Here is a 20,211-nt window from a genome sequence, read left to right as displayed (position 1 = left end):
CCCAATTTTCATAGAAAGTAAAATTAACGTTGCACCTGATAACCCGCTAATTCACGATCCCAAGTATCCTCCGTAATTCCTTCCTTGCGAAGTTTATATTTTTCAACCCTTTGTGACGGTGTCCGTGGTAATTCTTTTAGAAATCGGACAAAACGCGGAACCGCAAAATATGCCATTCTTTTTTGACAGAAGTTCAATAATTCCTCAGTCCCAAGCTGTTCTCCAGTTTTCAAAACTACGATGACAAGTACCTCATCTTCTGTCAGTTCGGATGGGACACCAACAACAGCAGATTCATAGATTTTTGGATGGCTGTTGATAATGCTTTCCACTTCATAAGAAGAAATATTTTCCCCTTTTCTGCGAATAACATCTTTTTTCCTATCAACAAAGTACAGATATCCATCATCATCCATTCTTCCTGTATCTCCTGTATGAAACCATAAGTCTTCCCAGGCTTTAACTGTAGCTTCTGGACTTCCATAATATTCCGCAAACATAATTCCGGCTTTTTTTGGTCGTACTACAATTTCCCCACTCTCCCCGACCGGACAGGGGAAACCCTCTTCATCTTGTATTTCACATTCATAAATCGGTACTATTTTTCCGCAAGCGCCTTTTCGAAAGTCTGATGCAGGATTCGCCGCTACTGTTCCTAGTTCTGTCGATCCGTACACCTCTGAAATTTCAATTTCAAACCTCGTCTGAAAGTCTTCATAAATTTCAACTGGCGTGGGGGCACCATATGCTTTCTTCACAGGGTTGTCAGCATCGTCCACCTTTTCCTGTTGCTTCATTAGAATGGATAGCATGGATCCCATAAAGTTAAAGGCGGTAACATGCTCACTAAGGCAAATTTCCCAAAACCTCGAGGCTGAGAAACGATTATGCATCACGACATCACAACCTGTCAGTAAAGCCACCAAGACCGTTGTATATCTTGCATTCACATGGAACAATGGGAAAACCGTAAATAATCGGTCTTCCTGATCATAGTTCATTAAATCGCATGCTGTTTTTGCCACACTAAAATTAGCACGATGACTCAACACGACACCTTTCGAAGGCCCCGTTGTACCCGATGTAAAAAGGATGACAGAGGGATCCGATGGCGTTAAAGCAACATCAATAGGTGTAGTGTCTGACTTCTCCATTAAAGTAGTAAATGAATGCCACCTGAAAGAACTCGCAGGCTTTTCATCTTGATTTCCTACTACAATAATGTGTTCCAGATAATTTAATTCTTCCTGAATGGCAATTATCCGCTCTACCCACTCCACCGATAGAAAGATTGTTTTGCATTCCGCCTTATTGAGTATATATGCCAATAAGTCTCCCTTCAATGCAGTATTAATAGGCACCTCAATGACGCCTAATTTCGAAAGACCTAACCAAGCAGACATAAATTCCGGACCATTTGGAAGCATGACCGCACATGTATCACCCAATTCATGGCCTAATCGCTGTATCATATTTGCTGCTTTATTGCCAGCTTCATTAAATTCACGATATGTTAAATGTCTATTCTCAAATTTTATAAAACGCTCCTCGGGTTTTTCATTTGCCCGTGCCTCTACAATTGCGCTAAAAGTCTCTAGCCCGTTATACATCAAATCACCTCTTATTTATGGCAATAGTATGATTAGAGGGATGAACGCTTAGAAACAAATTCTGATTTATTCTAAGCGTCCTTACTACACAACGATTAATTAAGATCCACCCACACATTTTTGACTTCTGTATATGCATCAATGGAAGCAGCACCATTTTCTCGACCCAAGCCACTCTGTTTGTAGCCACCAAATGGAGAATTAGGTTCCGTTATGTTATACGTATTAATCCACACGTTACCTGTTTTCATAGCATGTGCCACTTTATGCGCTTTCTTCAGATTCGTTGTACAAATCCCACCACCTAAACCATATTCTGTTTGATTCGCTAAGCGAATGACTTCCTCTTCACTATCAAATGGTATGGCGGAAACAACCGGTCCAAATATCTCCTCCCTTGCAATGGTCATATCACTATTCACATTTGCCATAACAGTAGGTTTTACAAAGTACCCATTTTGTAATTCACTTTCTAATGCCTTTCCGCCGGTAAGCATTTCTGCCCCTTCCCTCTGACCAATATCCATATAATGTAAAACACGTTCCTGTTGTTTGGCAGAAATTAATGGCCCAATCACAGTTGTCTCATCAAATCCATTTCCAAGTTTATATTTACTTGCATATTCAGCCAAATCACTCACAAAATTATCATAAATTCCTCTTTCAACAAATAATCTTGAGCCTGCAAAACAGACTTGTCCAGAGTTCCAGAAAACAGCATTTGCTGCATTTTTTAATGCTGTTTCATAATCTGCATCTGAAAAGATAACATGTGCTGATTTTCCACCTAATTCCAGCGTGACTTTTTTAATATTTACTGCACTGTTTTCAATAATTTTTCTACCAACAGCTGTTGAACCAGTAAATGCGATTTTATCTACATCTGGATGTGAAGCCAACGCATCACCTGCTGTTGGGCCGTCACCTGTAACGATATTAACCACGCCATCTGGAAATCCAGCTTCTTGAATCAGTTCTCCTAAGCGCAATAGACTGATAGGGGTTTCCTCGGATGGCTTGATCACCACTGTATTTCCTACTGCAAGCGGTGCAGATATCTTCATCACAGCATTCATTAACGGAGCATTCCAAGGGACAATCCCTCCACATACTCCAAGAGGTTCTCTTCTTGTATAATTGAAAATTTCACCGGGTACGGATGAAGTATGAGTCTCTCCTGTAATTTTCGTTGCCCATCCGGCATAATAGCGGAAGTTATCAGCTGCAGCTGCAGCAAAATTTGACGTAAGTGTTAACGGTTGACCATAATCAAGTGTATCCAAATGCGCAAATTCCTCAGCATTTTCTTCGATTAAATCGGCCAACTTCAGAATAAGTTTTGCACGTTCATTCGGTTTCACCTTTGACCAGGAGCCCTCAAATGCTTTACGAGCTTGAATAACTGCCTGATTAACATCTTCTCTGCCCGCATCAGGAGCGGTTGTAATTACGGTTCCATCTGCTGGATTCCTTATTTCCCTTCTTTTTCCGGAAATAGCATCCACCCATTGTCCACCTATCAGCATTTTTAAAGATTTAGAAGTAAATTGAGCAGCTTTCGGATTCAAAGAAACTAACGTTGGCATTATACATCTCTCCCTACATTTGTAAAATTCTTAATATATGGTAAACTTAGAATACACTTATAACATACCCTCAATTGAAATCGCTTTCAATCATTAATTTTTAAGAGAATGTTCATTAATAAACAGTAAAACTGAATTTGTTCATTAATTTAAAATAAAAGAGGTTTTTATATGAATAAATCCAATGATAAAAGAGTTAATAGAACGAAGAAGGCATTGAAAAATGCACTTCTGTCTCTTATGGAGAAAAAGAAATACGAAGACATTACGATAACTGAAATTGTTAAACAAGCTGAATACAATCGTGGTACTTTTTATCTTCATTTTGAACAGAAAGAGGATTTATTAGCTGAAATGATGGAAGATATATTAAATGAACTTGCTTCCGCTTTTCGAAAACCTTATAAAGATTTAAAAGAGGAAGTAAATATTGTTGAACTTTCTACCATTTCAATTTTTGACCATTTTATTGAGAACAAAGATTTTTACAAAATTATGCTGGGCCCTAACGTGAAGATTAACTTTCAAGAAAAAATGATCCTATCATTGCAAAGTCACTTTAACGAAGACGTTAATTTTATCATTAATGATTGTGATTCCGAGATAGACTTAAAACTCCTTTATCATTACCGAGTATACGGAACAATAGGATTAATCTTAGAATGGATAAAAAGCGATTATCACTATTCCAGGCAGTTTATGGCTGATCAAGTTGTAAAAATAGCCACATTTCATACTGAAAAAGTTTTTATTAAAATGCAATAATAATCTCAGGGATTAATAGGGACTATTTCAGACCCTTACTTTTAACAATATACAGGTTTCCTGTCTCAGGAATCAATAAGGGTATGATATTAAATTCAATATTCTGCCTTATAACACCATAATATTTATAAGTGTTTGCGTAAGCTCTAAACAGGAACTGAGTCTTCCAGAATGTGATATGCCCACAAATTCCCGCTAAACTATAATCTTGTGAGAACCTGTATTCCCTATCCTATTGCGATATTTGGTTAGGTCAACTCTAGTAAATTGTTTTTTAAAATTTATAGTGAAAAGTCGTTTTTCTTGAGATTCCAATAAATAGATGCTAGCGTAAAGGTATAGAACATTCTATATGTTTTAAAAAATAAATGAAAGCGTAAACATATATAAGCGTTCTAATTAAAAATAAGGGGAGATAGTTAATCATGATCTATGCAAATCCGAATACAGCAGGGGCAATTATAAATTTTAAGGACAAGTATAATAACTTCATTGGGGGCAAATGGGTTCCACCAGTAAAAGGGGAATATTTCGAGGTTACAACGCCAATCACTGGCGAAACATTCACAAGTGCAGCCAGGTCTTCAGCTGAAGATATTGAACTAGCTTTAGATGCTGCACATGCTGCGAAAGATGCTTGGGGCAAAACATCGACGACAGAACGTGCCAATATATTAAATAAAATTGCAGACCGCTTGGAAGAAAATTTAGAAATTCTTGCAGTTGCTGATTCCTGGGATAATGGAAAAGCCGTTCGTGAAACATTGAATGCGGATATCCCATTAGCAATTGACCATTATCGTTACTTTGCAAGCGTAATCCGTGCGCAAGAAGGACGGACAACGCAATTAGATAACGATACGGTTGCCTATCATTTCCAAGAACCGCTTGGTGTGGTTGGACAAATCATTCCATGGAATTTCCCGATACTTATGGCTACATGGAAACTTGCTCCAGCATTAGCTGCGGGGAACTGTATTGTCTTAAAGCCAGCTGAACAAACTCCTGCATCTATCATGGTATTGACTGAGCTAATTGAAGACTTGCTCCCAGCAGGTGTACTTAATATTGTAAATGGTTATGGCGTAGAAGTAGGGAAACCACTTGCAACGAACCCAAGAATTGCAAAAATTGCATTTACTGGCTCAACCGCCGTTGGTCGTCAAATTATGCAATATGCAACTGAAAATATTATCCCGGTAACGCTCGAGCTCGGTGGAAAATCACCAAACATTTTCTTTGAGGATGTTATGGACCAGGATGATGAATTCTTGGATAAGGCAATTGAAGGTTTAGTTATGTTTGCCTTAAACTCTGGTGAAGTTTGTTCCGCTCCGACACGGGCAATTATTCAAGAATCCATTTACGATAAATTTATGGAAAAAGCGATTGAAAGAGTAAAAGCAATCAAAGTTGGAAATCCACTTGATACAGATGTGATGATGGGTGCACAAGCCTCTAATCAACAGCAAGAAAAAATTCTTTCTTACATCGCTTTAGGTAAAGAAGAAGGCGCCGAAATGTTAATTGGCGGAGAAGTAAATCAAGTTGGCGATGAATTTAACAATGGATACTACGTTGAACCTACTATTTTTAAAGGTAATAATGAAATGCGCATTTTCCAAGAGGAAATCTTTGGACCTGTACTTGCAGTGACGACATTCAAAGATTATGATGAAGCAATCGAAATCGCAAATGATACGATGTATGGTTTAGGTGCTGGCGTATGGTCACGTAGTGGAGATATTGCTTATCGTGCTGGTCGTGCGATTCAAGCTGGGCGTGTTTGGACAAATACGTATCACAAATATCCTGCAGGCGCCGCATTCGGTGGATATAAAATGTCAGGTATTGGACGTGAAAACCACGGTATGATGCTAGATAACTACCAACAAACAAAAGCTTTACTCGTAAGCTATGATAGAAAAGCTCAAGGTTTCTTTTAAATAGAAAGGATGAGTACAACGATGGTAGATCGTGTTGTCGCAACCGAAGAAGCTCTTAAATTGATAGATAAAATAAAATCAAGACAAGGAGCAATTATGCTTTACCAATCCGGTGGTTGTTGTGATGGAACCGCACCGATGTGCTATTATGAGGGTGACTTTTTACTTGGGGATGCAGACCTCCATTTAGGAACCATTGGCAGTGTCCCTTTTTACATGCATAAAAGTCAATATGACTATTCAAAGCATACCAAACTCATAATCGACGCGATTGATGGGCGTGGTCCTGAATTTTCACTCGATAGTCTGGAAAGCAAGCATTTCATCACACGATCCCATGTCTTTACTGAGGAAGAGTATACGAAAGTAAAGGAAATTATCTAATTAAAAATCCTGTAGAGATATTTTTCTCTATAGGATTTTTTATTACACATTGAACGCAAAAGAATGCAATCCCTAATTTACTAGGAATTGCATTCTTTATAAATGTTGGAAACCGCTTCGTCTCCCTCTGTTACCTTTCAGTTAAGGAATTATACCTATTTCCCACTCTCAAAAACATCTACTGCTGCCTGCGCTACTTGAATATCATGTTCTACAGCACTTCCACTCGCACCTACAGCACCGATGACTTTATCATTTTCTACTAATGGGATACCTCCTCCGAAGAGAACTAATCGCCCATTGTTTGTTGTGTTTAAACCATATAGTTCAGCGTGAGGAACGGTAGCCTCCGCTAAGTTTGATGTTGGCATTTTTAACGCTACAGAAGTCCAAGCTTTATTCTGCGCGATATCAACGCTAGCTAACCATGCATCATCCATGCGATGTACTGCAATTAAATTTCCACCTTCATCTACAACGGATATAACCATGGATATCCCAAGATCTGTTCCCTTTTTCTCGGCACCTTCAATAAGTTGTTTCGCTAGTTCAAGATTCATTTTGCTCATGTTTTCAATTCCTCCTCATTTATATTCTTTCAAAATTATCGTAATACCATATGGATCAATAACGAATTTCACAATAATTCGCATCTATTAGTATTATAAGAGTTATCTGTCATTTAGTAAAATAAATAATACGGATATTCTCCATCTCTAAAACTGATAAAGTTATTTTAATTGGGTCTTCATACTTAGAAAGAGTGTCATAACTAGCTTTTTTGCTATCCGATATTAAGGGATGCTTACTAAAAATGTAGTTAAATTCCCCACCAAAAGTTACAATAATACTATATCAACCCACCAAGGAGAAGATTATGCTATTATTCCTAAACTTTTTAAAGAAGAAAAAAAACGAGCCCAAACCAAAACAAGCAAATGCAACCTCATCCAAGCCAAAAAGAACGAATGAACATGTTGCTACGAGAAAAGGTGAAATAGGAGAATACAAGATTGATATTCAACTGGATCAGCTACCAAAGGATTGTCGCTATTTAAGCGATCTCCTTGTAAAAAACCCCAAAGCAAGGTCAGGATATTCACAAATCGATCATGTCGTTTTAACTCCATACGGTATCTTTGCCATTGAAACTAAAAACTATCAAGGAACCATCTATGGCGGGAAAGATCGAAAAACATGGTTGGTAAATGGGAAGTTTAAAATGATGAACCCTTTTGTACAAAACTATGGGCATATAAAAGCATTAACATCATTTATTGATGAAAAATACCATGATTTATTTATCTCCATGGTATCTTTTACAAAACGTTGCACATTTAAAGTAGACTTAGATTACCGTAAAATAGCTTCCAATGAAATTATCGTGTATGACATCGAGTTGTCAGAGTTTATCCATCGGAAGGTCTCGGTATTGAAAATTCATCACAAAGAACCTCTTTTAACTGAAAGCGACATCTCAATTATCTACAATGCTTTTGCAAAGGCTAATATTACTGATCCAAAGGTTAGAGAAGAACATAAACTTGTACTTCAAACAAATGCATCAGTTGAAAAAACTAGCTCTCGTTCAACTTGTACCGTTTGTAATAAGCCTGTTTCAGATAAAGTTAAAACGTATTGTTTATCGAATAAAAAATTCAAGGGTAAAACCTATTGTTACGAGCATCAGAAGACAGTTCAATAGAATAAGGAAAATCCACCCAGTAGCTGTATAATTCTTATACGCTCACTCAGTGGATTTTTTTCTTTGTCATGATGTTGAATGGATAAATTACACAAAATTTGGATTAGCACTGGGGATTCTCCCGAAGCAGCATATCCTTCGTCATGTTTACAGCAGTTCAGTCAAAATAATAAAATATTAGAAAACATCCCAAATTCACTAAATTCTTTTAAAGTTCATGGTATAATTTACCTAAAGAGAATAACAAAGAGGTGGGTGTATGTACTGTTCAAATTGCGGAAAAGAACGCATGGAAAATTCAAGATATTGCCAGCACTGTGGAAATAAACAGAAGAGAAATTATCACTTTTTATGGATTTTTATTAGTCTTGTTTTTATAGGAAGTATTGGCTATTATTTTTTTAACAGCGATTCTGAAATAGCTGACGCCAACTTTACATCATCGGAAAATTCAACTGCCGAAGTTAGTACCAGCCAGAATAAGGAAAATCTTGAAATAGCCGTCACTGAGAAGAAGGTTCTGGAGCCGGTTCAAGAACGGGAATTAACAGATATTATTGCTTCCGCACAAGAAACTGTCTACACCGTATTCACAGACTACAGCCAGGGATCAGGATTTTTATATAACAATAATGGGACAGTAGTGACGAATGCTCACGTCGTTGAAGGCGCAACCGATGTTTACATAAAAACGATAAGCGGACAGGAGTTTCTCGGAAAAGTCATCGGATATTCAAATAGTATTGATGTAGCTGTCGTTCATGTGCCTGATTTGGTTGGTCGGGAACCTATTGCTTTAGAAGTATCAGAGCCAAATTTAGTTGGAGAAGAAGTCATTGCATTAGGAAGTCCTCTTGGTCTTGAGAACACAGCGACAATGGGATACATCACCGGGCAAGATCGAAATTTTTACATTGGTTCCTATACGTATGAAAATTTATATCAGGTTTCCGCTCCTATCTCGCCTGGCAGCAGTGGAGGACCTTTAATCTCAAAATCCAGTGAAAAAATCATCGCTATCAATTCAGCCGAAAGCACAGCAGATTCAGCCATAGGATTTAGTATCCCGCTATACACTGTAAATCAACTTATAACGTCCTGGATTGAACAACCGATGAGCGAAGAGGCTGTTTTGGCGCAATTCTACGATACAAACGGTAATTTATACTATGAGGATTTATGGAGTTATAGCGATGGATATTTTGATGGTGGTTATTATTCAGAGGATAATTCCTACTACGATTACTGGGAATATGACTATGAAGATTGGGAAGAAAATTATGAGTATGATGACTATTATTCTGAATATGAAGATGAGTATTCCGAGTATGAGGACGATTATTCAGAGTATGAAGATGAGTATTCGGAGTTTGAGGACGATTATTCAGAGTATGAAGATGAGTATTCCGAGTATGAGGACGATTATTCAGAGTATGAAGATGAGTATTCCGAGTATGAGGACGATTATTCAGAGTATGAAGATGAGTATTCCGAGTATGATGAAAGCGATGAGGGTGAATACGAAGATGAGATTGAGGATGAAGAATGGGTAGAAGAAGACGTTGAAGAAATTACCAATGAATTTGAGAATGAAGCAGTTTACTTTGATTCTCCCTTGGAGGAAAATTGGCATTATGACGAGCAATATAACGAGTGGTATTATTACGATGAGCAAGAAGATACCTGGTATTTTTATGAAGAATCAGAAGGTCTTTTTTATGAAGCAGAAGGATTTGAAATAAATTAATCTATCGAGGGTTTGTCAAAATAACGTGTGTAAGTTAAAACTTACTCCAAGTATTTTAACACCGTATCTTTTAGCTTGTCGTGGATAAGAAGTTGGTTCATCACCATTGACCAGTTTTGGACATGGCCACCTTTCCACTTAGTTTCGAATTCTTTCATACGTAAAAATAATACTTTCAAAAGGGCGTTCTCGTTGGAGAATGCTCTTTTGAAAGTTACCTTTCTGAAGTTGGAATGGATGCTCTCAATTACATTCATGGTGTACATGACTCTATGGATAGCCCTTTTATAATCATAGATTTGCTCGCCATGACTAAAATTCTTCGTCCAAAAAAACAGCTCTCCTAGTCACTCCCATACCCTACTCTTTAACCACACCATTCAAAAATCGTTCCATAACCATGTTCGTCCTCCCACCGGAAACTCCTGTACTTGGGCACTTTTCACTTTGACCTGTCAATTCAGCCACGATCGTTTCTACAAGAGGTTGATGCACATGCTGTGGCATGTCAAAGTCGAATTCCTTTGTTCCATCTATCGTAGTTAAAACGACCGGCTCATTTCCTGTAGTGGAGAAAGTTATCTTTCCTTTGCTGCCAATAATTTCATTTACATCTACATTGTCATAAGCAGTAAAACACCAATTTCCCATACCATGGACACCAGATTCAAATAAATAGGCACCCGTTACAATATCTTCCGCTTGATACTTACCTGCTTGGTTTGAAGTAAAACCTTTCACTTCTTTAATCGGTCCAAGAAGAAAGTCTAGGATATCTAACGTATGACTACCCATATCAACAAACAGCCCTCCGCCGGATATTTCAGGTTGAACCCTCCATGAATCCTCAACGTTTTCCGATGCTTTTTGATACTGTGTCGTTGATACAAAGCGAACATCTCCGATTGCTTGGTTATCCAATAGCTCTTTGATCTTCCTAAATCGAGGCATTGCCCGGCGGTAGTATGCAACATATAGTGGAACCCCTGCTTCTTTACACGCAGCAATCATTTCATTACATTCATTTATATTGAGTGCCATCGGCTTTTCTACATAAATAGGTTTTCCTGCTCTTGCCACTTTAATTGTATATTCTTTATGAGAACTGGGTGGAGTTGCAATATAGACAGCATCTACTTCCGAATCATTAATTAATGCATCGGCATCATCGTACCATTTCGGCACACCATGCCTTTCTGCATAATCCTTTGCTAGTTGGCCATTTCTACGCATCACGGCGACTAGCTCTGAATTTTTGCTTTTTTGAAATGCTGGCCCACTCTTTACTTCTGTCACATTACCACAGCCAATAACTCCCCAACGAACTTTCTCAAATTTCATTTTTTGTTTTTCCCTTCTATATAATGATTTGTTTTCCCTGGCGTAAGATGTATTTTTTTAATCATCTATTTTAAAGATTACCTGCATCGCATCAATTAAATCCTGCCTATTCCCTTTAACCTATTATTCGTTAAAAAGAGTGAATATCCTTCTTTTGACAACCATTTGGAAGTGATTGGTAATAGGGCGTCGTGTGAATGACTGTCCCCCCAGAACCTCCACTCACCTTGTACATCTAAAAAGCTTTGCTTTTTAGATACCTTCATTACTACAATCGAAATGACATTGTATTTGGTGGCAAATATATAAAAAATAGCCCCTCTTTCCATCTCATTTCGATTGTAGTTATAGAAATCATTACTACACCCGATTCTAATCAAAACAACCCCATTTTCCAGTCACCCAACCCCGATAATCCAGGCGCTCCCTCCTTTGCATTTCTCTACTGGGAACTCATGCACATTATCGTTGTCGGGAATCTAATATTCTTCTAATTGAAGCTTTTTAGACCAAGTCCCCTATCCCCGTGGTCCAATATAAAAACAGAAGCTGCAAGATTCAATGGGATTAACTCTCATCATCGATTCTTACAGCTTCAAAATATTATACTTTACCGCTTTAAAGCGGTAGGCCAGGTACGTATAAGGTCCCATTTATTGCATTCTATAGATATACGCATCTTCAATATAATAATTATTTATTGTATTTCTTGAAAATCTTATACCTGCAATACTTTCAGCACCAGTATGAATAGCAGTACCAATATTTTTTATTAATACGTGAAAAGGACTAACTACTGAAATATTATCTAATGTAATAGTAAAGTTTTCTTCTTTCTCCTTTAGTTTATTAATAACCTTGTATATACCCTCATAGGCTTTCTTTGGACCTGAATGATCGACTTTCTCAGATGCAATCATCAATCTCCAACTGTCTCTTTCTGTATCAAATAGCCACAATGCGGAGTGGACCGCAAAATTTGCATTGTCCAATGCCAAGATCAGATTTCCACCGTTTCTAAAATCGCTTTCTACCAATGTTCTTTTATCCATTGAAGAACCCCCTCACTTGGATCATTGACTGCTTCAAAAATATTTTCTGCTTCTTCATTCGTGTGTCTCGTATAGCGATCCCTTTCAGACCAATCCTTGACAACTGACCAGTTAACTTCAATCTGTTCAGGACGACTCACCCCAATTACTCCTAGAAGTTTTGTTAAATCATGTGTGTAAATTTTATCGACTATTTTTTTATCTGGAAAATCATGTTCTCTTGTGTTCTTTGCAATCCAAGCTTTTAGTGCGCATTCAATTACATACCCCGATAAATAATATGCTCCATCATAACATTTGTTTTCCAATAATACTTTTGCTTCCTTTAATCTAATTTCTGCAATATCTTGAAATTCTTTTCTGTTCATAATACCCTCCCCTTAATATTACTATAACTTCCTGAGCTTTCCCAACTACACGAACATCTTTTGCCTCCGCAAACACCCGATAATTCTCTTTCTCTGGTACGGAAAAAGAAGTTAATATCTTCTTTTGTGTCACATGCGGGTTACCTTCCCCCTGTCACATAGGCACGGTAACTGCTCCAACGATAGTCTTCAGGGCAGCTCACCATCTCCGCTTCGACTGGGTTCAAATGCATTTACCTGCTCACTTCCAGTTGATAGTCTTTTGTTTCGATGAGCTCTGCTCCGTATTTTCTGTTCGACGAGATGATGGCGTTTATCGAAAAGAAGTGCATATCTTGAGTTCAACATTTATATGATTTGTGGTGGTTTCTAGTTGAAGATGGAATGATTTTTCATGAGGCAGTAGGCATGAAGATGAAAAAGATGATAGAAACGGGTCTCTTCCAGTAATTCCAACTTGGCTTTTCGGTCAATTTCATCATAGAAAAGTGCAGATTTTCGGTTGCCACGGCTAGTAATATGATACATGGTATCCGGGTGCCATACAGGTTGTTTCCTCGACATATTATTTCACCATTCCTTTCTGTTCTTTCCCTGTTGGAATGCGTCTCATCGTTACCATTCGTTATTGCTTTATCCTCTTAAATCAGAGATTGTTCTTACCCTTCCATTCCTTTTAAACCGATGCTAGTTACTACAGTTGCCATCTTTTCACACTCTTTCATCGAAATATAATTATGAGTTAAGTAAAAGGTAAGCTATTTTCATTAGTTAGTCAAGAACATTTGTTCGTTAACACAATTGTTAAAAATACCATTGTAGTACAATGCAAACTAAAAAATTGTGATTTAGATGTGTTGTGAAATATCAAAGTAGGAATATAAACGATTAAATAAATAGCAAATTTTAAATATGGCAAAACAGAAAAATTATAAAAATATGTTAAGTTATTTATGTCTTATTAACTAAATAGCTTCGTGATACTATTATTCAACGTTGCCCATACCCCTTTTCCGCATTACATAAATCCCTTTGACTGCTTAGCCTCGTGTCCCTTTTTATAAATATTTTAATAAAGACTATCTTTTTTTCTGTTATGTGTTATACTAAGGTTAACTTATTGATGTTCGGTTTAGCAAAACAAGATATTTGTAAAACTTACTAGTGATTATCATCGTCTTGAATTATGATCTTGAACCAAAAAGTAATAAACGTGCTATAAAGCACATACAGAGGAGTTTTTTTATGAGTAACGGTACAGTAAAATGGTTTAACGCAGACAAAGGTTTCGGTTTTATCGAGGTTGAAGGTGGAGAAGACGTATTCGTACATTTCTCAGCAATTCAAGGCGACGGTTTCAAATCATTAGATGAAGGCCAAGCAGTTTCTTTTGAAATTGAAGAAGGCAACCGCGGACCACAAGCAGCAAACGTTGAAAAAGCGTAATTAACATGATAAAAGCTCTTCTCTTATGAGAAGAGCTTTTTTATTTTTAATTTGTTTAGATGAAACGATTGTCTTTCGTTTCACTTAATACGGAATACCCCTGTAGAATGATTGATTTAAATAATTGGTAAAAAAATAATTTTATATGTCTTGAAGCTGCAATAATCAATGGGATTAGCTCTCATCGGTTCTAACAGCTTCTAGAGAATTTACTTTAGCGCTTTAAATCGGTGGGGGTCAGGCACCTGCTTTTCCACAGAACCACCGCTCACCTTGCCCATCTAAAAAGCTTTGCTTTTTAGATACAATCGAAATGACATTATATTTAGTGGCAAAAATATAATAATAAATCCACTTAAAAAACATCCCTTCCTTCAATCTCATTTCGATTGTAATTATAGAAATCATTTCTACACCAGTTTCTAAACAAAACAAAACCACCATCCAACCCGATAATCCAGGTGCATTTTCTTCTACTAGTGGGAACACACATTAGCACATTATCGTGGTGAAGGGATCCATCGATGGGTCTTATAGAAGCTTTCTGGACCAAGTTTCCTGTCCCCGTGGTCCTCAACTTTATATTTTTTTAAAAAAGTGGTATCTTTTTTGTCCTAATGTGTTATACTAACATTAACTTATTGATGTTCGGTTTAGCAAAACAAGATATTTGTAAAACTTACGAGTGATTATCATCATCTTGAATTATGATCTTGAACCAAAAAGTAATAAACGCTATAAAGCACAGAGGAGTTTTTTTATGAGTAACGGTACAGTAAAATGGTTTAACGCAGACAAAGGTTTCGGTTTTATCGAGGTTGAAGGTGGAGAAGACGTATTCGTACATTTCTCAGCAATTCAAGGCGACGGTTTCAAATCATTAGATGAAGGCCAAGCAGTTTCTTTTGAAATTGAAGAAGGCAACCGTGGACCACAAGCAGCAAACGTTGAAAAAGCGTAATTAACATAAAAAAAGCTCTTCTCTTATGAGAAGAGCTTTTTTTATTTGTAGTTTGTTAAGGTGAAACGATTCCCTTTTTGTTTGCGTTAATTGGTCAACCGTCTATCCGCAATACACGAGTTACTACGATTATAATTATGGCAATATTCTTAAACAATATCTATGAATTTAAGATGGACCATAACTAATGAACCTTCTATTCTTCAAAATTGTGTTCTTTAGCATATTAACGTAGTGGGGCTAGACCTACCGGTATCCGGACGCCCAACAATACTCCCCACCCGGTAGTAATTGCACCTACACATATACTCGAGTATCCCTCTATTCCTTTCAACCTAATACTAGATACAATCGTCACCATTGTCCCCACCCCCATCATTTCTTTTACCTTAAAATCGAAACCTAATGCTTTTGTCAAAATGCCAAAATCTAAAAATAGAATGGAATTAGATGAGCAATTTTATATAGGTTGAAATTGCAGTTTAGAGCCGGTCAATTACGCTATAATTCATTTTTGATATTTTTTAAGTAAAAAATACTGAGTTTCCCTAACACTCGTCTGACCCATGGAAATATTCTGGGACGTGGCTGCCCCCGTGTCCCTCGACAAATTAGAGGAAATAGAGTTTTTTTATGAGCTAATAAAGCATTTTTTTGCTTTATTTGTCAGATAATTTTGTAAATTAAATTTCAGTATGTTACAATAATTGTAGTTACATAGATGGTAGATTTTGGTATAAATGTAATTATCTTGTAACTAAACATACTAGGAGGGATTAACAAAATGAAAGGGACACGTTTAACATTAGCAGTTTTGCTTTCAGTTCTTTTTATGTTCGGTACAGCTCCATCGGTCTTTGCCAATGACAATCTGAACTGCCCGGATTTTGACACACAACCAGAAGCACAGGCGCATTACGATAACGATACAAGTGATCCGGATGGTTTGGATAGAGATAAAGATGGGATTGCTTGTGAGAGTCTTCCAGGTGGAGATTCTACTGCTTCAAGCAATGACGATGCATCCGAAGAAAATACGAATGAATCTGAAGAAGCTACATCATCCGATGGTGCTGCAACTGCAACGTCAGATGAATCAACTTCATCTGACGAACAGGGCGGCGAGCTACCAGATACTGCAACAGCGTTACCGCTTGGTATCCTGGGCGGCTTAGGTGCCATGGCACTTGGTGCACTTGGTTTGCGCAAGCGTCAGTAAAACTTAGGCAGGCGATCCAATCGTCTGCCTTTCTCTTATGTTTAAGGAGGAAAGACCAATGATCCCTAAATTATCGATACTCTTGTTTGTAATTGGATTCATTGTTGTTACTTATAACGGTTGGAATTATTTTCAGGCGACACAGTCGGTTCAGAAAATACCGGAGAAGGTAGAAGCGGCAGCCGTTGATATAACGGAAAAGAAGATACCAGAGGCAAATAAAGTGACCGTCAATCCACTAACCCCCAATTTTGATATAAAAACAGGCACAGAGGTAGCAGCCCTAGATATTCCGGCCATGGATAAGCGTTTTACAACGTATTGGGGAGCGGATGAAACTACCCTCGAGCAAGGCGTTGGGATGTATGTGAGTGAATGGACAACGGTTCCAAATCGCGAAAGTGGTCATACCGTTCTCTCCGGTCATCGGGATACCGTCTTTACCGGTCTAGATGAGTTAGGTCAAGGTGATACAATAGAAGTCCATTACAAGGGTGAAACCTTTGAATATGAAATCAATGAGACTTGGATTACCGATGCAGATGATCGGACGGTTATTGTCGAAAAAGAGGAGCCAACATTGACGCTGACGACATGTTATCCATTTGACTATTTCGGGTATGCACCAGATCGTTATATTGTGCAGGCTACTTTGGTTGAGTAAGTGGATGGTTAAATCTATTTTACTATAGCTATTGGTAGTGTAAGATTAAAACTTATCATGTATAAGCAAAAAGCCAAACGTGATGGAGTTCTGCCCCATTGCCTTGCATCAATGAATCCAAAGTCCAAAAAAACAATCAGTTTAGTATTGAAATTAAAAAGTGGGAACGGGGTCTTATATAGACCCTGTTCCCACTTTTCTATTTTTAATGGGACAGAGGGACAGGTTAACTGGTCCACAACTATTTTAATAGCAAACGTATCAAGCAAAAATTGGTGGGAATGGGCCCGGTTCAATACCGCATTAACACCAGCCCATTAGCTGCTTAATATAAACTATAACGTTTTGTGGCCACATCATGTTCCTGTCCCTGTGGCCCTCTTATTATTTCCAACAACAATAAGCTTGTTGGACCAGTGTTCCTGCCCCCGTGGTCCTCCTCTCCCCATGGTCCTCGTCCTCCATACCTTGTCCCACTTTTAAAGACTCGGCTTTAAATCCTCATCGATTTGCCCATCATCATAATCTTCCCCAAAAATCTTTTTCATCCGTTCGTGTGCTTGTCCTTTTACCTCATCATCTATATGTGAAATCACTTTATATACTGCATAAATTATTATTGCAAGGTCATCCCCAAACCCTATAACTGGAATAAAATCAGGGATTACATCAACAGGTAAAATCAAATACCCAAGCGCACCTGCAATTGTTGCTTTAGATTTTTTAGGTGTCTTAGGACTTTTAAATGCATAGAATAATAATAAGCTATAATAAGAAATCTTAACACCCATTTTCTTTGCGAACTTTTGAAGCTTCTCCATGTACTGTCCTTCTGAAAAATGCTTTTGATTTTCCTGAGTTTCTTTTTCGGGGTCTAGGTTCTCTAATTCATCCTTGTAGTTATCTTTATCTGAATTTTCCTCTTGGTTCTCTTGATTTCTTCCCTTAAAATGAAACATATTAAATTTGCTTTTTATCTTTGACATTTTAACTCCTCCAATTTTTTTAATATTAAGCGGTGTGGCTCTGACACCTGGTTTCCCCCATTTACCGGATCCCTTAAATTCAAGATCCATTCTAATACAGACTTGAAAAGGATTCATGTTTAATTTTTATTGATAACATAGGTTTGGCAAATCAAATCATGTAAACCTTGTTTCTTCCCGTTGAATGCCACCATAATAAATCCAAGGAAAAGTATTATTCCCGATAGAAAATAGGCAAAAAAACGACCAACAGAGTGACCGAAACTAATTTGGTTTCCATGTTTATCTGTAACTTTTGCACCGATTAAAACCTTTCCAATTGTACCTTGAATAGAAGATGAAGTAAGTGTAGTGTAGTATATCGCTCCGATTAAAAATGTGGGCCAAAATCCCTCCATTGAAAATATGTAAAAGAATAGTGATAGTAAAATACTATCTACAATATAAGCAAATGTCCTTCTCCAAAAACCAACAAATTGTTGAGATTCTAATCGAACTGTCTGACCAACTTTATCCATATTATATGATTGCGCATGTACATACTCTTGAGAAATATCTTTACCATGGTATTTATCCTGCCATTCTTTTAATCTAGGATTTACTTCTTTTGACATAGAACCATCCCCAAACCACTTATTTTCTAAATTGTACCATAATAATCGGGTGAAAAGTTGGAGATTTGGGATGGGTGAATAGGTATAGAAGAACAGGCACACGGGCCCAAATACATCCTTTTCTAACGTTGACGGGATCCTCTAGGCATTGATCATAATTAGGTTGCCTTTTCCTCCACCGAAGTTGCGCAATAAAGCCCGAGTGTCGCGCAGTCCTCCGCCGAAGTTGTGCAATAAAGCCCGAGTGTCGCGCGATCCTCCCCCAAAGTTGCGCAATAAAGCCCAAATGTCGCGCAATACTCTCCCGAAGTTGCGCAATAAATACCGAAAGTCGCGCGGTCCTCCGCCGAAGTTGAGCAATAATTAATGTTATAAATCCCAAATTGGTGGTGTCAGGCAGCTACATTGATACGTCCCCGTTTTATGTAAGTAATTGTCGTACGATTCTCTATAAAAGTAGATTCTAATTTTGATATAATCATTCTAAACACATGATATATAACGTACTTATAAATGAGAATGAAACCATAACCAATGGAGTTGAAAAGATGCCCAAACTGTCTGTTCCTTTTTTACTTTGCTTTTCCTTTCTTTTATCCCACCAGCCCTATCAACATCCATTTACAGAAGAGATACAGACAGCTATTACACCGGACCTGCTTAAAGGGCATAATTTTGCGGATATCGATTTTTCTGCAATTGTTGATGAGGTAACCAATTATGAAAATACGGTTACGATCAGTGCCGCAGGAGATGTCACGATCGGTAGTGATGATCGTTTTGGATACCATGGTACATTTCATCATGAAGTGGATCAATCCGGCCTTGATCATTTCGGAAAAAATGTTGCCCCCATCTTTGAAGACGATGACTTGACGATTGTTAATCTAGAAACCACGTTAACTCCCAGCCAAAATAAAGCGGAGAAAACGTTTCGGTTCGCCGGGAAACCTTCCTATACCGAAATTTTAAATTTATCGGGTGTAGAAGCAGTCAATCTCGCTAACAATCACACGTTTGATTACTTGGAAAAGGGATACCAAGACACGATTATAAATCTTGATACATACCATATCGATTCGTTCGGATATGACAGGCTTTTGTTGAAAGAAATAAATGGCATAACCATTGGTGCTTTTGGAAATAAGGGGTGGAATGATACAAGTGAAGTACGTCAGCAAATTGAAAAAGATATCGCCTTACTTAAAGAACAAGGGGCACAAATCGTCATTGCTAACTTTCACTGGGGAGAGGAGCGGCATTATCATCCAAATGCTACACAGCAATCGCTAGGAAGGTTTGCCATTGATGCTGGTGCTGATTTAGTACTTGGTCACCATCCACACGTAGTACAAGGGATTGAGGAATATAAATCAAAATATATTGTTTATAGTCTGGGAAACTTTATGTTTGGCGGAAACCGAAACCCGGATGACAAGGATACATTTATTTTTCAGCAATCCTTTCACTTTGCCTTTGATGAGCTAACAGATCAGAAGGATATCACGATTATCCCAACAAGTATTTCTTCCGTTACAGATCGAAATAACTACCAACCGACTCCATTGGAAGGTAAAGAGGCTGAACGTGTGTTGAATAAAATCGTAACGCTAAGTAATGAAATACTAGAGAATGATTTTGCTTATAAAGAACCTATGGTAGACGAAAGAAACGCTGTACTTTCCAGTTCGGGTACGTTTGTTAAATAAAAGGGGTCAACTAAATTAAAATACCTTTATGCCATGAAAGCTTTTAAAGAAGATCATAAACCTAAAACCTAATTCCTCGCTTGTAGGGATTAGGCTTTTTTATTTTTC

22 protein-coding genes and 1 pseudogene are annotated in these 20,211 nt (G+C 37.7%); 11 read left to right on the top strand and 12 right to left on the bottom strand.

The window, feature by feature from the left end:
• Positions 1–23: 23 nt before the first annotated feature.
• Both ACHABU_RS15130 and ACHABU_RS15125 read right to left on the bottom strand, forming a co-directional pair.
• The gene (locus tag ACHABU_RS15130; RefSeq protein ID WP_435765768.1) at positions 24–1,610 is read right to left on the bottom strand and encodes an AMP-binding protein; all 1,587 of its coding nucleotides are present in this window, start codon (positions 1,608–1,610) and stop codon (positions 24–26) included.
• 95 nt (positions 1,611–1,705) lie between these two features.
• On the bottom strand, positions 1,706–3,199 hold the full coding sequence (locus tag ACHABU_RS15125) for an aldehyde dehydrogenase family protein (protein ID WP_435765818.1): 1,494 nt from the start codon (positions 3,197–3,199) through the stop codon (positions 1,706–1,708).
• Positions 3,200–3,367: 168 nt separating this feature from the next.
• Here ACHABU_RS15125 and ACHABU_RS15120 point away from each other — a divergent pair, with 168 nt between their 5' ends.
• The 3 genes from ACHABU_RS15120 (at position 3,368) to ACHABU_RS15110 (ending at position 6,291) form a co-directional block, all read left to right on the top strand.
• Positions 3,368–3,961 carry a TetR/AcrR family transcriptional regulator gene (locus tag ACHABU_RS15120; protein ID WP_435765767.1) on the top strand — a complete coding sequence of 198 codons (594 nt, stop codon included), beginning with the start codon at positions 3,368–3,370 and terminating at the stop codon, positions 3,959–3,961.
• 425 nt (positions 3,962–4,386) lie between these two features.
• Positions 4,387–5,907 carry an acetaldehyde dehydrogenase ExaC gene (gene exaC / locus ACHABU_RS15115; protein ID WP_435765766.1) on the top strand — a complete coding sequence of 507 codons (1,521 nt, stop codon included), beginning with the start codon at positions 4,387–4,389 and terminating at the stop codon, positions 5,905–5,907.
• Positions 5,908–5,928: 21 nt separating this feature from the next.
• A complete protein-coding gene (locus ACHABU_RS15110; protein ID WP_435765765.1) occupies positions 5,929–6,291 on the top strand; it encodes a DUF779 domain-containing protein in 363 nt (120 codons plus the stop codon).
• Between the two features lie 155 nt (positions 6,292–6,446).
• Here the strand turns inward: ACHABU_RS15110 and ACHABU_RS15105 are convergent, their stop codons facing one another.
• Complete coding sequence (locus ACHABU_RS15105; protein WP_435765764.1) at positions 6,447–6,860, bottom strand: GlcG/HbpS family heme-binding protein; 414 nt, start codon at positions 6,858–6,860, stop codon at positions 6,447–6,449.
• 308 nt (positions 6,861–7,168) lie between these two features.
• On the opposite strand from ACHABU_RS15105, the gene ACHABU_RS15100 reads away from it, so the two are divergent.
• Positions 7,169–7,996 carry a nuclease-related domain-containing protein gene (locus ACHABU_RS15100; protein ID WP_435765763.1) on the top strand — a complete coding sequence of 276 codons (828 nt, stop codon included), beginning with the start codon at positions 7,169–7,171 and terminating at the stop codon, positions 7,994–7,996.
• A gap of 259 nt (positions 7,997–8,255) precedes the next feature.
• Positions 8,256–9,743: a trypsin-like peptidase domain-containing protein gene (locus ACHABU_RS15095; protein WP_435765762.1), complete on the top strand. Its 1,488-nt coding sequence runs from the start codon at positions 8,256–8,258 to the stop codon at positions 9,741–9,743.
• A gap of 41 nt (positions 9,744–9,784) precedes the next feature.
• Here ACHABU_RS15095 and ACHABU_RS15090 read toward each other — a convergent pair.
• The 6 genes and pseudogenes from ACHABU_RS15090 to ACHABU_RS15065 all read right to left on the bottom strand — a co-directional run.
• Positions 9,785–10,087: pseudogene (locus ACHABU_RS15090) on the bottom strand (transposase); the annotation flags it as partial.
• Between the two features lie 16 nt (positions 10,088–10,103).
• Complete coding sequence (locus ACHABU_RS15085; RefSeq protein WP_435765761.1) at positions 10,104–11,084, bottom strand: Gfo/Idh/MocA family protein; 981 nt, start codon at positions 11,082–11,084, stop codon at positions 10,104–10,106.
• Between the two features lie 95 nt (positions 11,085–11,179).
• The gene (locus ACHABU_RS15080; protein ID WP_435765760.1) at positions 11,180–11,464 is read right to left on the bottom strand and encodes a hypothetical protein; all 285 of its coding nucleotides are present in this window, start codon (positions 11,462–11,464) and stop codon (positions 11,180–11,182) included.
• 273 nt (positions 11,465–11,737) lie between these two features.
• Positions 11,738–12,136: a hypothetical protein gene (locus tag ACHABU_RS15075; protein ID WP_435765759.1), complete on the bottom strand. Its 399-nt coding sequence runs from the start codon at positions 12,134–12,136 to the stop codon at positions 11,738–11,740.
• Entirely contained in the window at positions 12,115–12,504 is a 390-nt protein-coding gene (locus ACHABU_RS15070) for a HEPN domain-containing protein (protein WP_435765758.1), read from the bottom strand. Before ACHABU_RS15070 ends, ACHABU_RS15075 begins: the two co-directional genes overlap by 22 nt.
• Positions 12,505–12,873: 369 nt before the next feature.
• The gene (locus tag ACHABU_RS15065) at positions 12,874–13,068 is read right to left on the bottom strand and encodes a hypothetical protein (protein ID WP_435765757.1); all 195 of its coding nucleotides are present in this window, start codon (positions 13,066–13,068) and stop codon (positions 12,874–12,876) included.
• Between the two features lie 681 nt (positions 13,069–13,749).
• On the opposite strand from ACHABU_RS15065, the gene cspD (ACHABU_RS15060) reads away from it, so the two are divergent.
• On the top strand, positions 13,750–13,950 hold the full coding sequence (gene cspD, locus ACHABU_RS15060; protein ID WP_379497752.1) for a cold-shock protein CspD: 201 nt from the start codon (positions 13,750–13,752) through the stop codon (positions 13,948–13,950).
• A gap of 237 nt (positions 13,951–14,187) precedes the next feature.
• Here the strand turns inward: cspD (ACHABU_RS15060) and ACHABU_RS15055 are convergent, their stop codons facing one another.
• On the bottom strand, positions 14,188–14,439 hold the full coding sequence (locus ACHABU_RS15055; protein ID WP_435765756.1) for a hypothetical protein: 252 nt from the start codon (positions 14,437–14,439) through the stop codon (positions 14,188–14,190).
• Positions 14,440–14,710: 271 nt separating this feature from the next.
• Here ACHABU_RS15055 and cspD (ACHABU_RS15050) point away from each other — a divergent pair, with 271 nt between their 5' ends.
• From cspD (ACHABU_RS15050) to ACHABU_RS15035, 4 genes are all read left to right on the top strand, one after another.
• Positions 14,711–14,911: a cold-shock protein CspD gene (gene cspD, locus ACHABU_RS15050; protein WP_379497752.1), complete on the top strand. Its 201-nt coding sequence runs from the start codon at positions 14,711–14,713 to the stop codon at positions 14,909–14,911.
• A gap of 784 nt (positions 14,912–15,695) precedes the next feature.
• On the top strand, positions 15,696–16,130 hold the full coding sequence (locus tag ACHABU_RS15045; RefSeq protein ID WP_435765755.1) for an excalibur calcium-binding domain-containing protein: 435 nt from the start codon (positions 15,696–15,698) through the stop codon (positions 16,128–16,130).
• Between the two features lie 58 nt (positions 16,131–16,188).
• Positions 16,189–16,794: a class D sortase gene (locus ACHABU_RS15040; RefSeq protein WP_435765754.1), complete on the top strand. Its 606-nt coding sequence runs from the start codon at positions 16,189–16,191 to the stop codon at positions 16,792–16,794.
• 230 nt (positions 16,795–17,024) lie between these two features.
• Complete coding sequence (locus tag ACHABU_RS15035; RefSeq protein ID WP_435765817.1) at positions 17,025–17,123, top strand: IS3 family transposase; 99 nt, start codon at positions 17,025–17,027, stop codon at positions 17,121–17,123.
• Positions 17,124–17,273: 150 nt separating this feature from the next.
• Here ACHABU_RS15035 and ACHABU_RS15030 read toward each other — a convergent pair whose 3' ends face one another.
• Complete coding sequence (locus ACHABU_RS15030; RefSeq protein WP_435765753.1) at positions 17,274–17,780, bottom strand: YkvA family protein; 507 nt, start codon at positions 17,778–17,780, stop codon at positions 17,274–17,276.
• A gap of 119 nt (positions 17,781–17,899) precedes the next feature.
• On the bottom strand, positions 17,900–18,394 hold the full coding sequence (locus ACHABU_RS15025) for an RDD family protein (RefSeq protein ID WP_435765752.1): 495 nt from the start codon (positions 18,392–18,394) through the stop codon (positions 17,900–17,902).
• Positions 18,395–18,942: 548 nt separating this feature from the next.
• Here ACHABU_RS15025 and ACHABU_RS15020 point away from each other — a divergent pair.
• Positions 18,943–20,103 (top strand): CapA family protein, encoded by a 1,161-nt coding sequence (locus tag ACHABU_RS15020; protein WP_435765751.1) that lies wholly within the window; start codon positions 18,943–18,945, stop codon positions 20,101–20,103.
• Positions 20,104–20,211: the final 108 nt, after the last annotated feature.

This window comes from Oceanobacillus sp. CF4.6 (assembly GCF_051262635.1).
Taxonomy (GTDB): Bacteria; Bacillota; Bacilli; order Bacillales; family Amphibacillaceae; genus Oceanobacillus.
This window is presented reverse-complemented; position numbering and strand designations above follow the sequence as displayed.

What these genes read in the sequence shown, in the direction of transcription:
- ACHABU_RS15130 (WP_435765768.1), bottom strand. Translation starts at nt 1,610, where the DNA reads ATGTATAACGGGCTAGAGACTTTTAGCGCAATTGTAGAGGCACGGGCA.
- ACHABU_RS15120 (WP_435765767.1), top strand. Translation starts at nt 3,368, where the DNA reads ATGAATAAATCCAATGATAAAAGAGTTAATAGAACGAAGAAGGCATTG.
- exaC (WP_435765766.1), top strand. Translation starts at nt 4,387, where the DNA reads ATGATCTATGCAAATCCGAATACAGCAGGGGCAATTATAAATTTTAAG.
- ACHABU_RS15110 (WP_435765765.1), top strand. Translation starts at nt 5,929, where the DNA reads ATGGTAGATCGTGTTGTCGCAACCGAAGAAGCTCTTAAATTGATAGAT.
- ACHABU_RS15105 (WP_435765764.1), bottom strand. Translation starts at nt 6,860, where the DNA reads ATGAGCAAAATGAATCTTGAACTAGCGAAACAACTTATTGAAGGTGCC.
- ACHABU_RS15100 (WP_435765763.1), top strand. Translation starts at nt 7,169, where the DNA reads ATGCTATTATTCCTAAACTTTTTAAAGAAGAAAAAAAACGAGCCCAAA.
- ACHABU_RS15095 (WP_435765762.1), top strand. Translation starts at nt 8,256, where the DNA reads ATGTACTGTTCAAATTGCGGAAAAGAACGCATGGAAAATTCAAGATAT.
- ACHABU_RS15085 (WP_435765761.1), bottom strand. Translation starts at nt 11,084, where the DNA reads ATGAAATTTGAGAAAGTTCGTTGGGGAGTTATTGGCTGTGGTAATGTG.
- ACHABU_RS15075 (WP_435765759.1), bottom strand. Translation starts at nt 12,136, where the DNA reads ATGGATAAAAGAACATTGGTAGAAAGCGATTTTAGAAACGGTGGAAAT.
- ACHABU_RS15070 (WP_435765758.1), bottom strand. Translation starts at nt 12,504, where the DNA reads ATGAACAGAAAAGAATTTCAAGATATTGCAGAAATTAGATTAAAGGAA.
- ACHABU_RS15065 (WP_435765757.1), bottom strand. Translation starts at nt 13,068, where the DNA reads ATGTCGAGGAAACAACCTGTATGGCACCCGGATACCATGTATCATATT.
- cspD (WP_379497752.1), top strand. Translation starts at nt 13,750, where the DNA reads ATGAGTAACGGTACAGTAAAATGGTTTAACGCAGACAAAGGTTTCGGT.
- cspD (WP_379497752.1), top strand. Translation starts at nt 14,711, where the DNA reads ATGAGTAACGGTACAGTAAAATGGTTTAACGCAGACAAAGGTTTCGGT.
- ACHABU_RS15045 (WP_435765755.1), top strand. Translation starts at nt 15,696, where the DNA reads ATGAAAGGGACACGTTTAACATTAGCAGTTTTGCTTTCAGTTCTTTTT.
- ACHABU_RS15040 (WP_435765754.1), top strand. Translation starts at nt 16,189, where the DNA reads ATGATCCCTAAATTATCGATACTCTTGTTTGTAATTGGATTCATTGTT.
- ACHABU_RS15030 (WP_435765753.1), bottom strand. Translation starts at nt 17,780, where the DNA reads ATGTCAAAGATAAAAAGCAAATTTAATATGTTTCATTTTAAGGGAAGA.
- ACHABU_RS15025 (WP_435765752.1), bottom strand. Translation starts at nt 18,394, where the DNA reads ATGTCAAAAGAAGTAAATCCTAGATTAAAAGAATGGCAGGATAAATAC.
- ACHABU_RS15020 (WP_435765751.1), top strand. Translation starts at nt 18,943, where the DNA reads ATGCCCAAACTGTCTGTTCCTTTTTTACTTTGCTTTTCCTTTCTTTTA.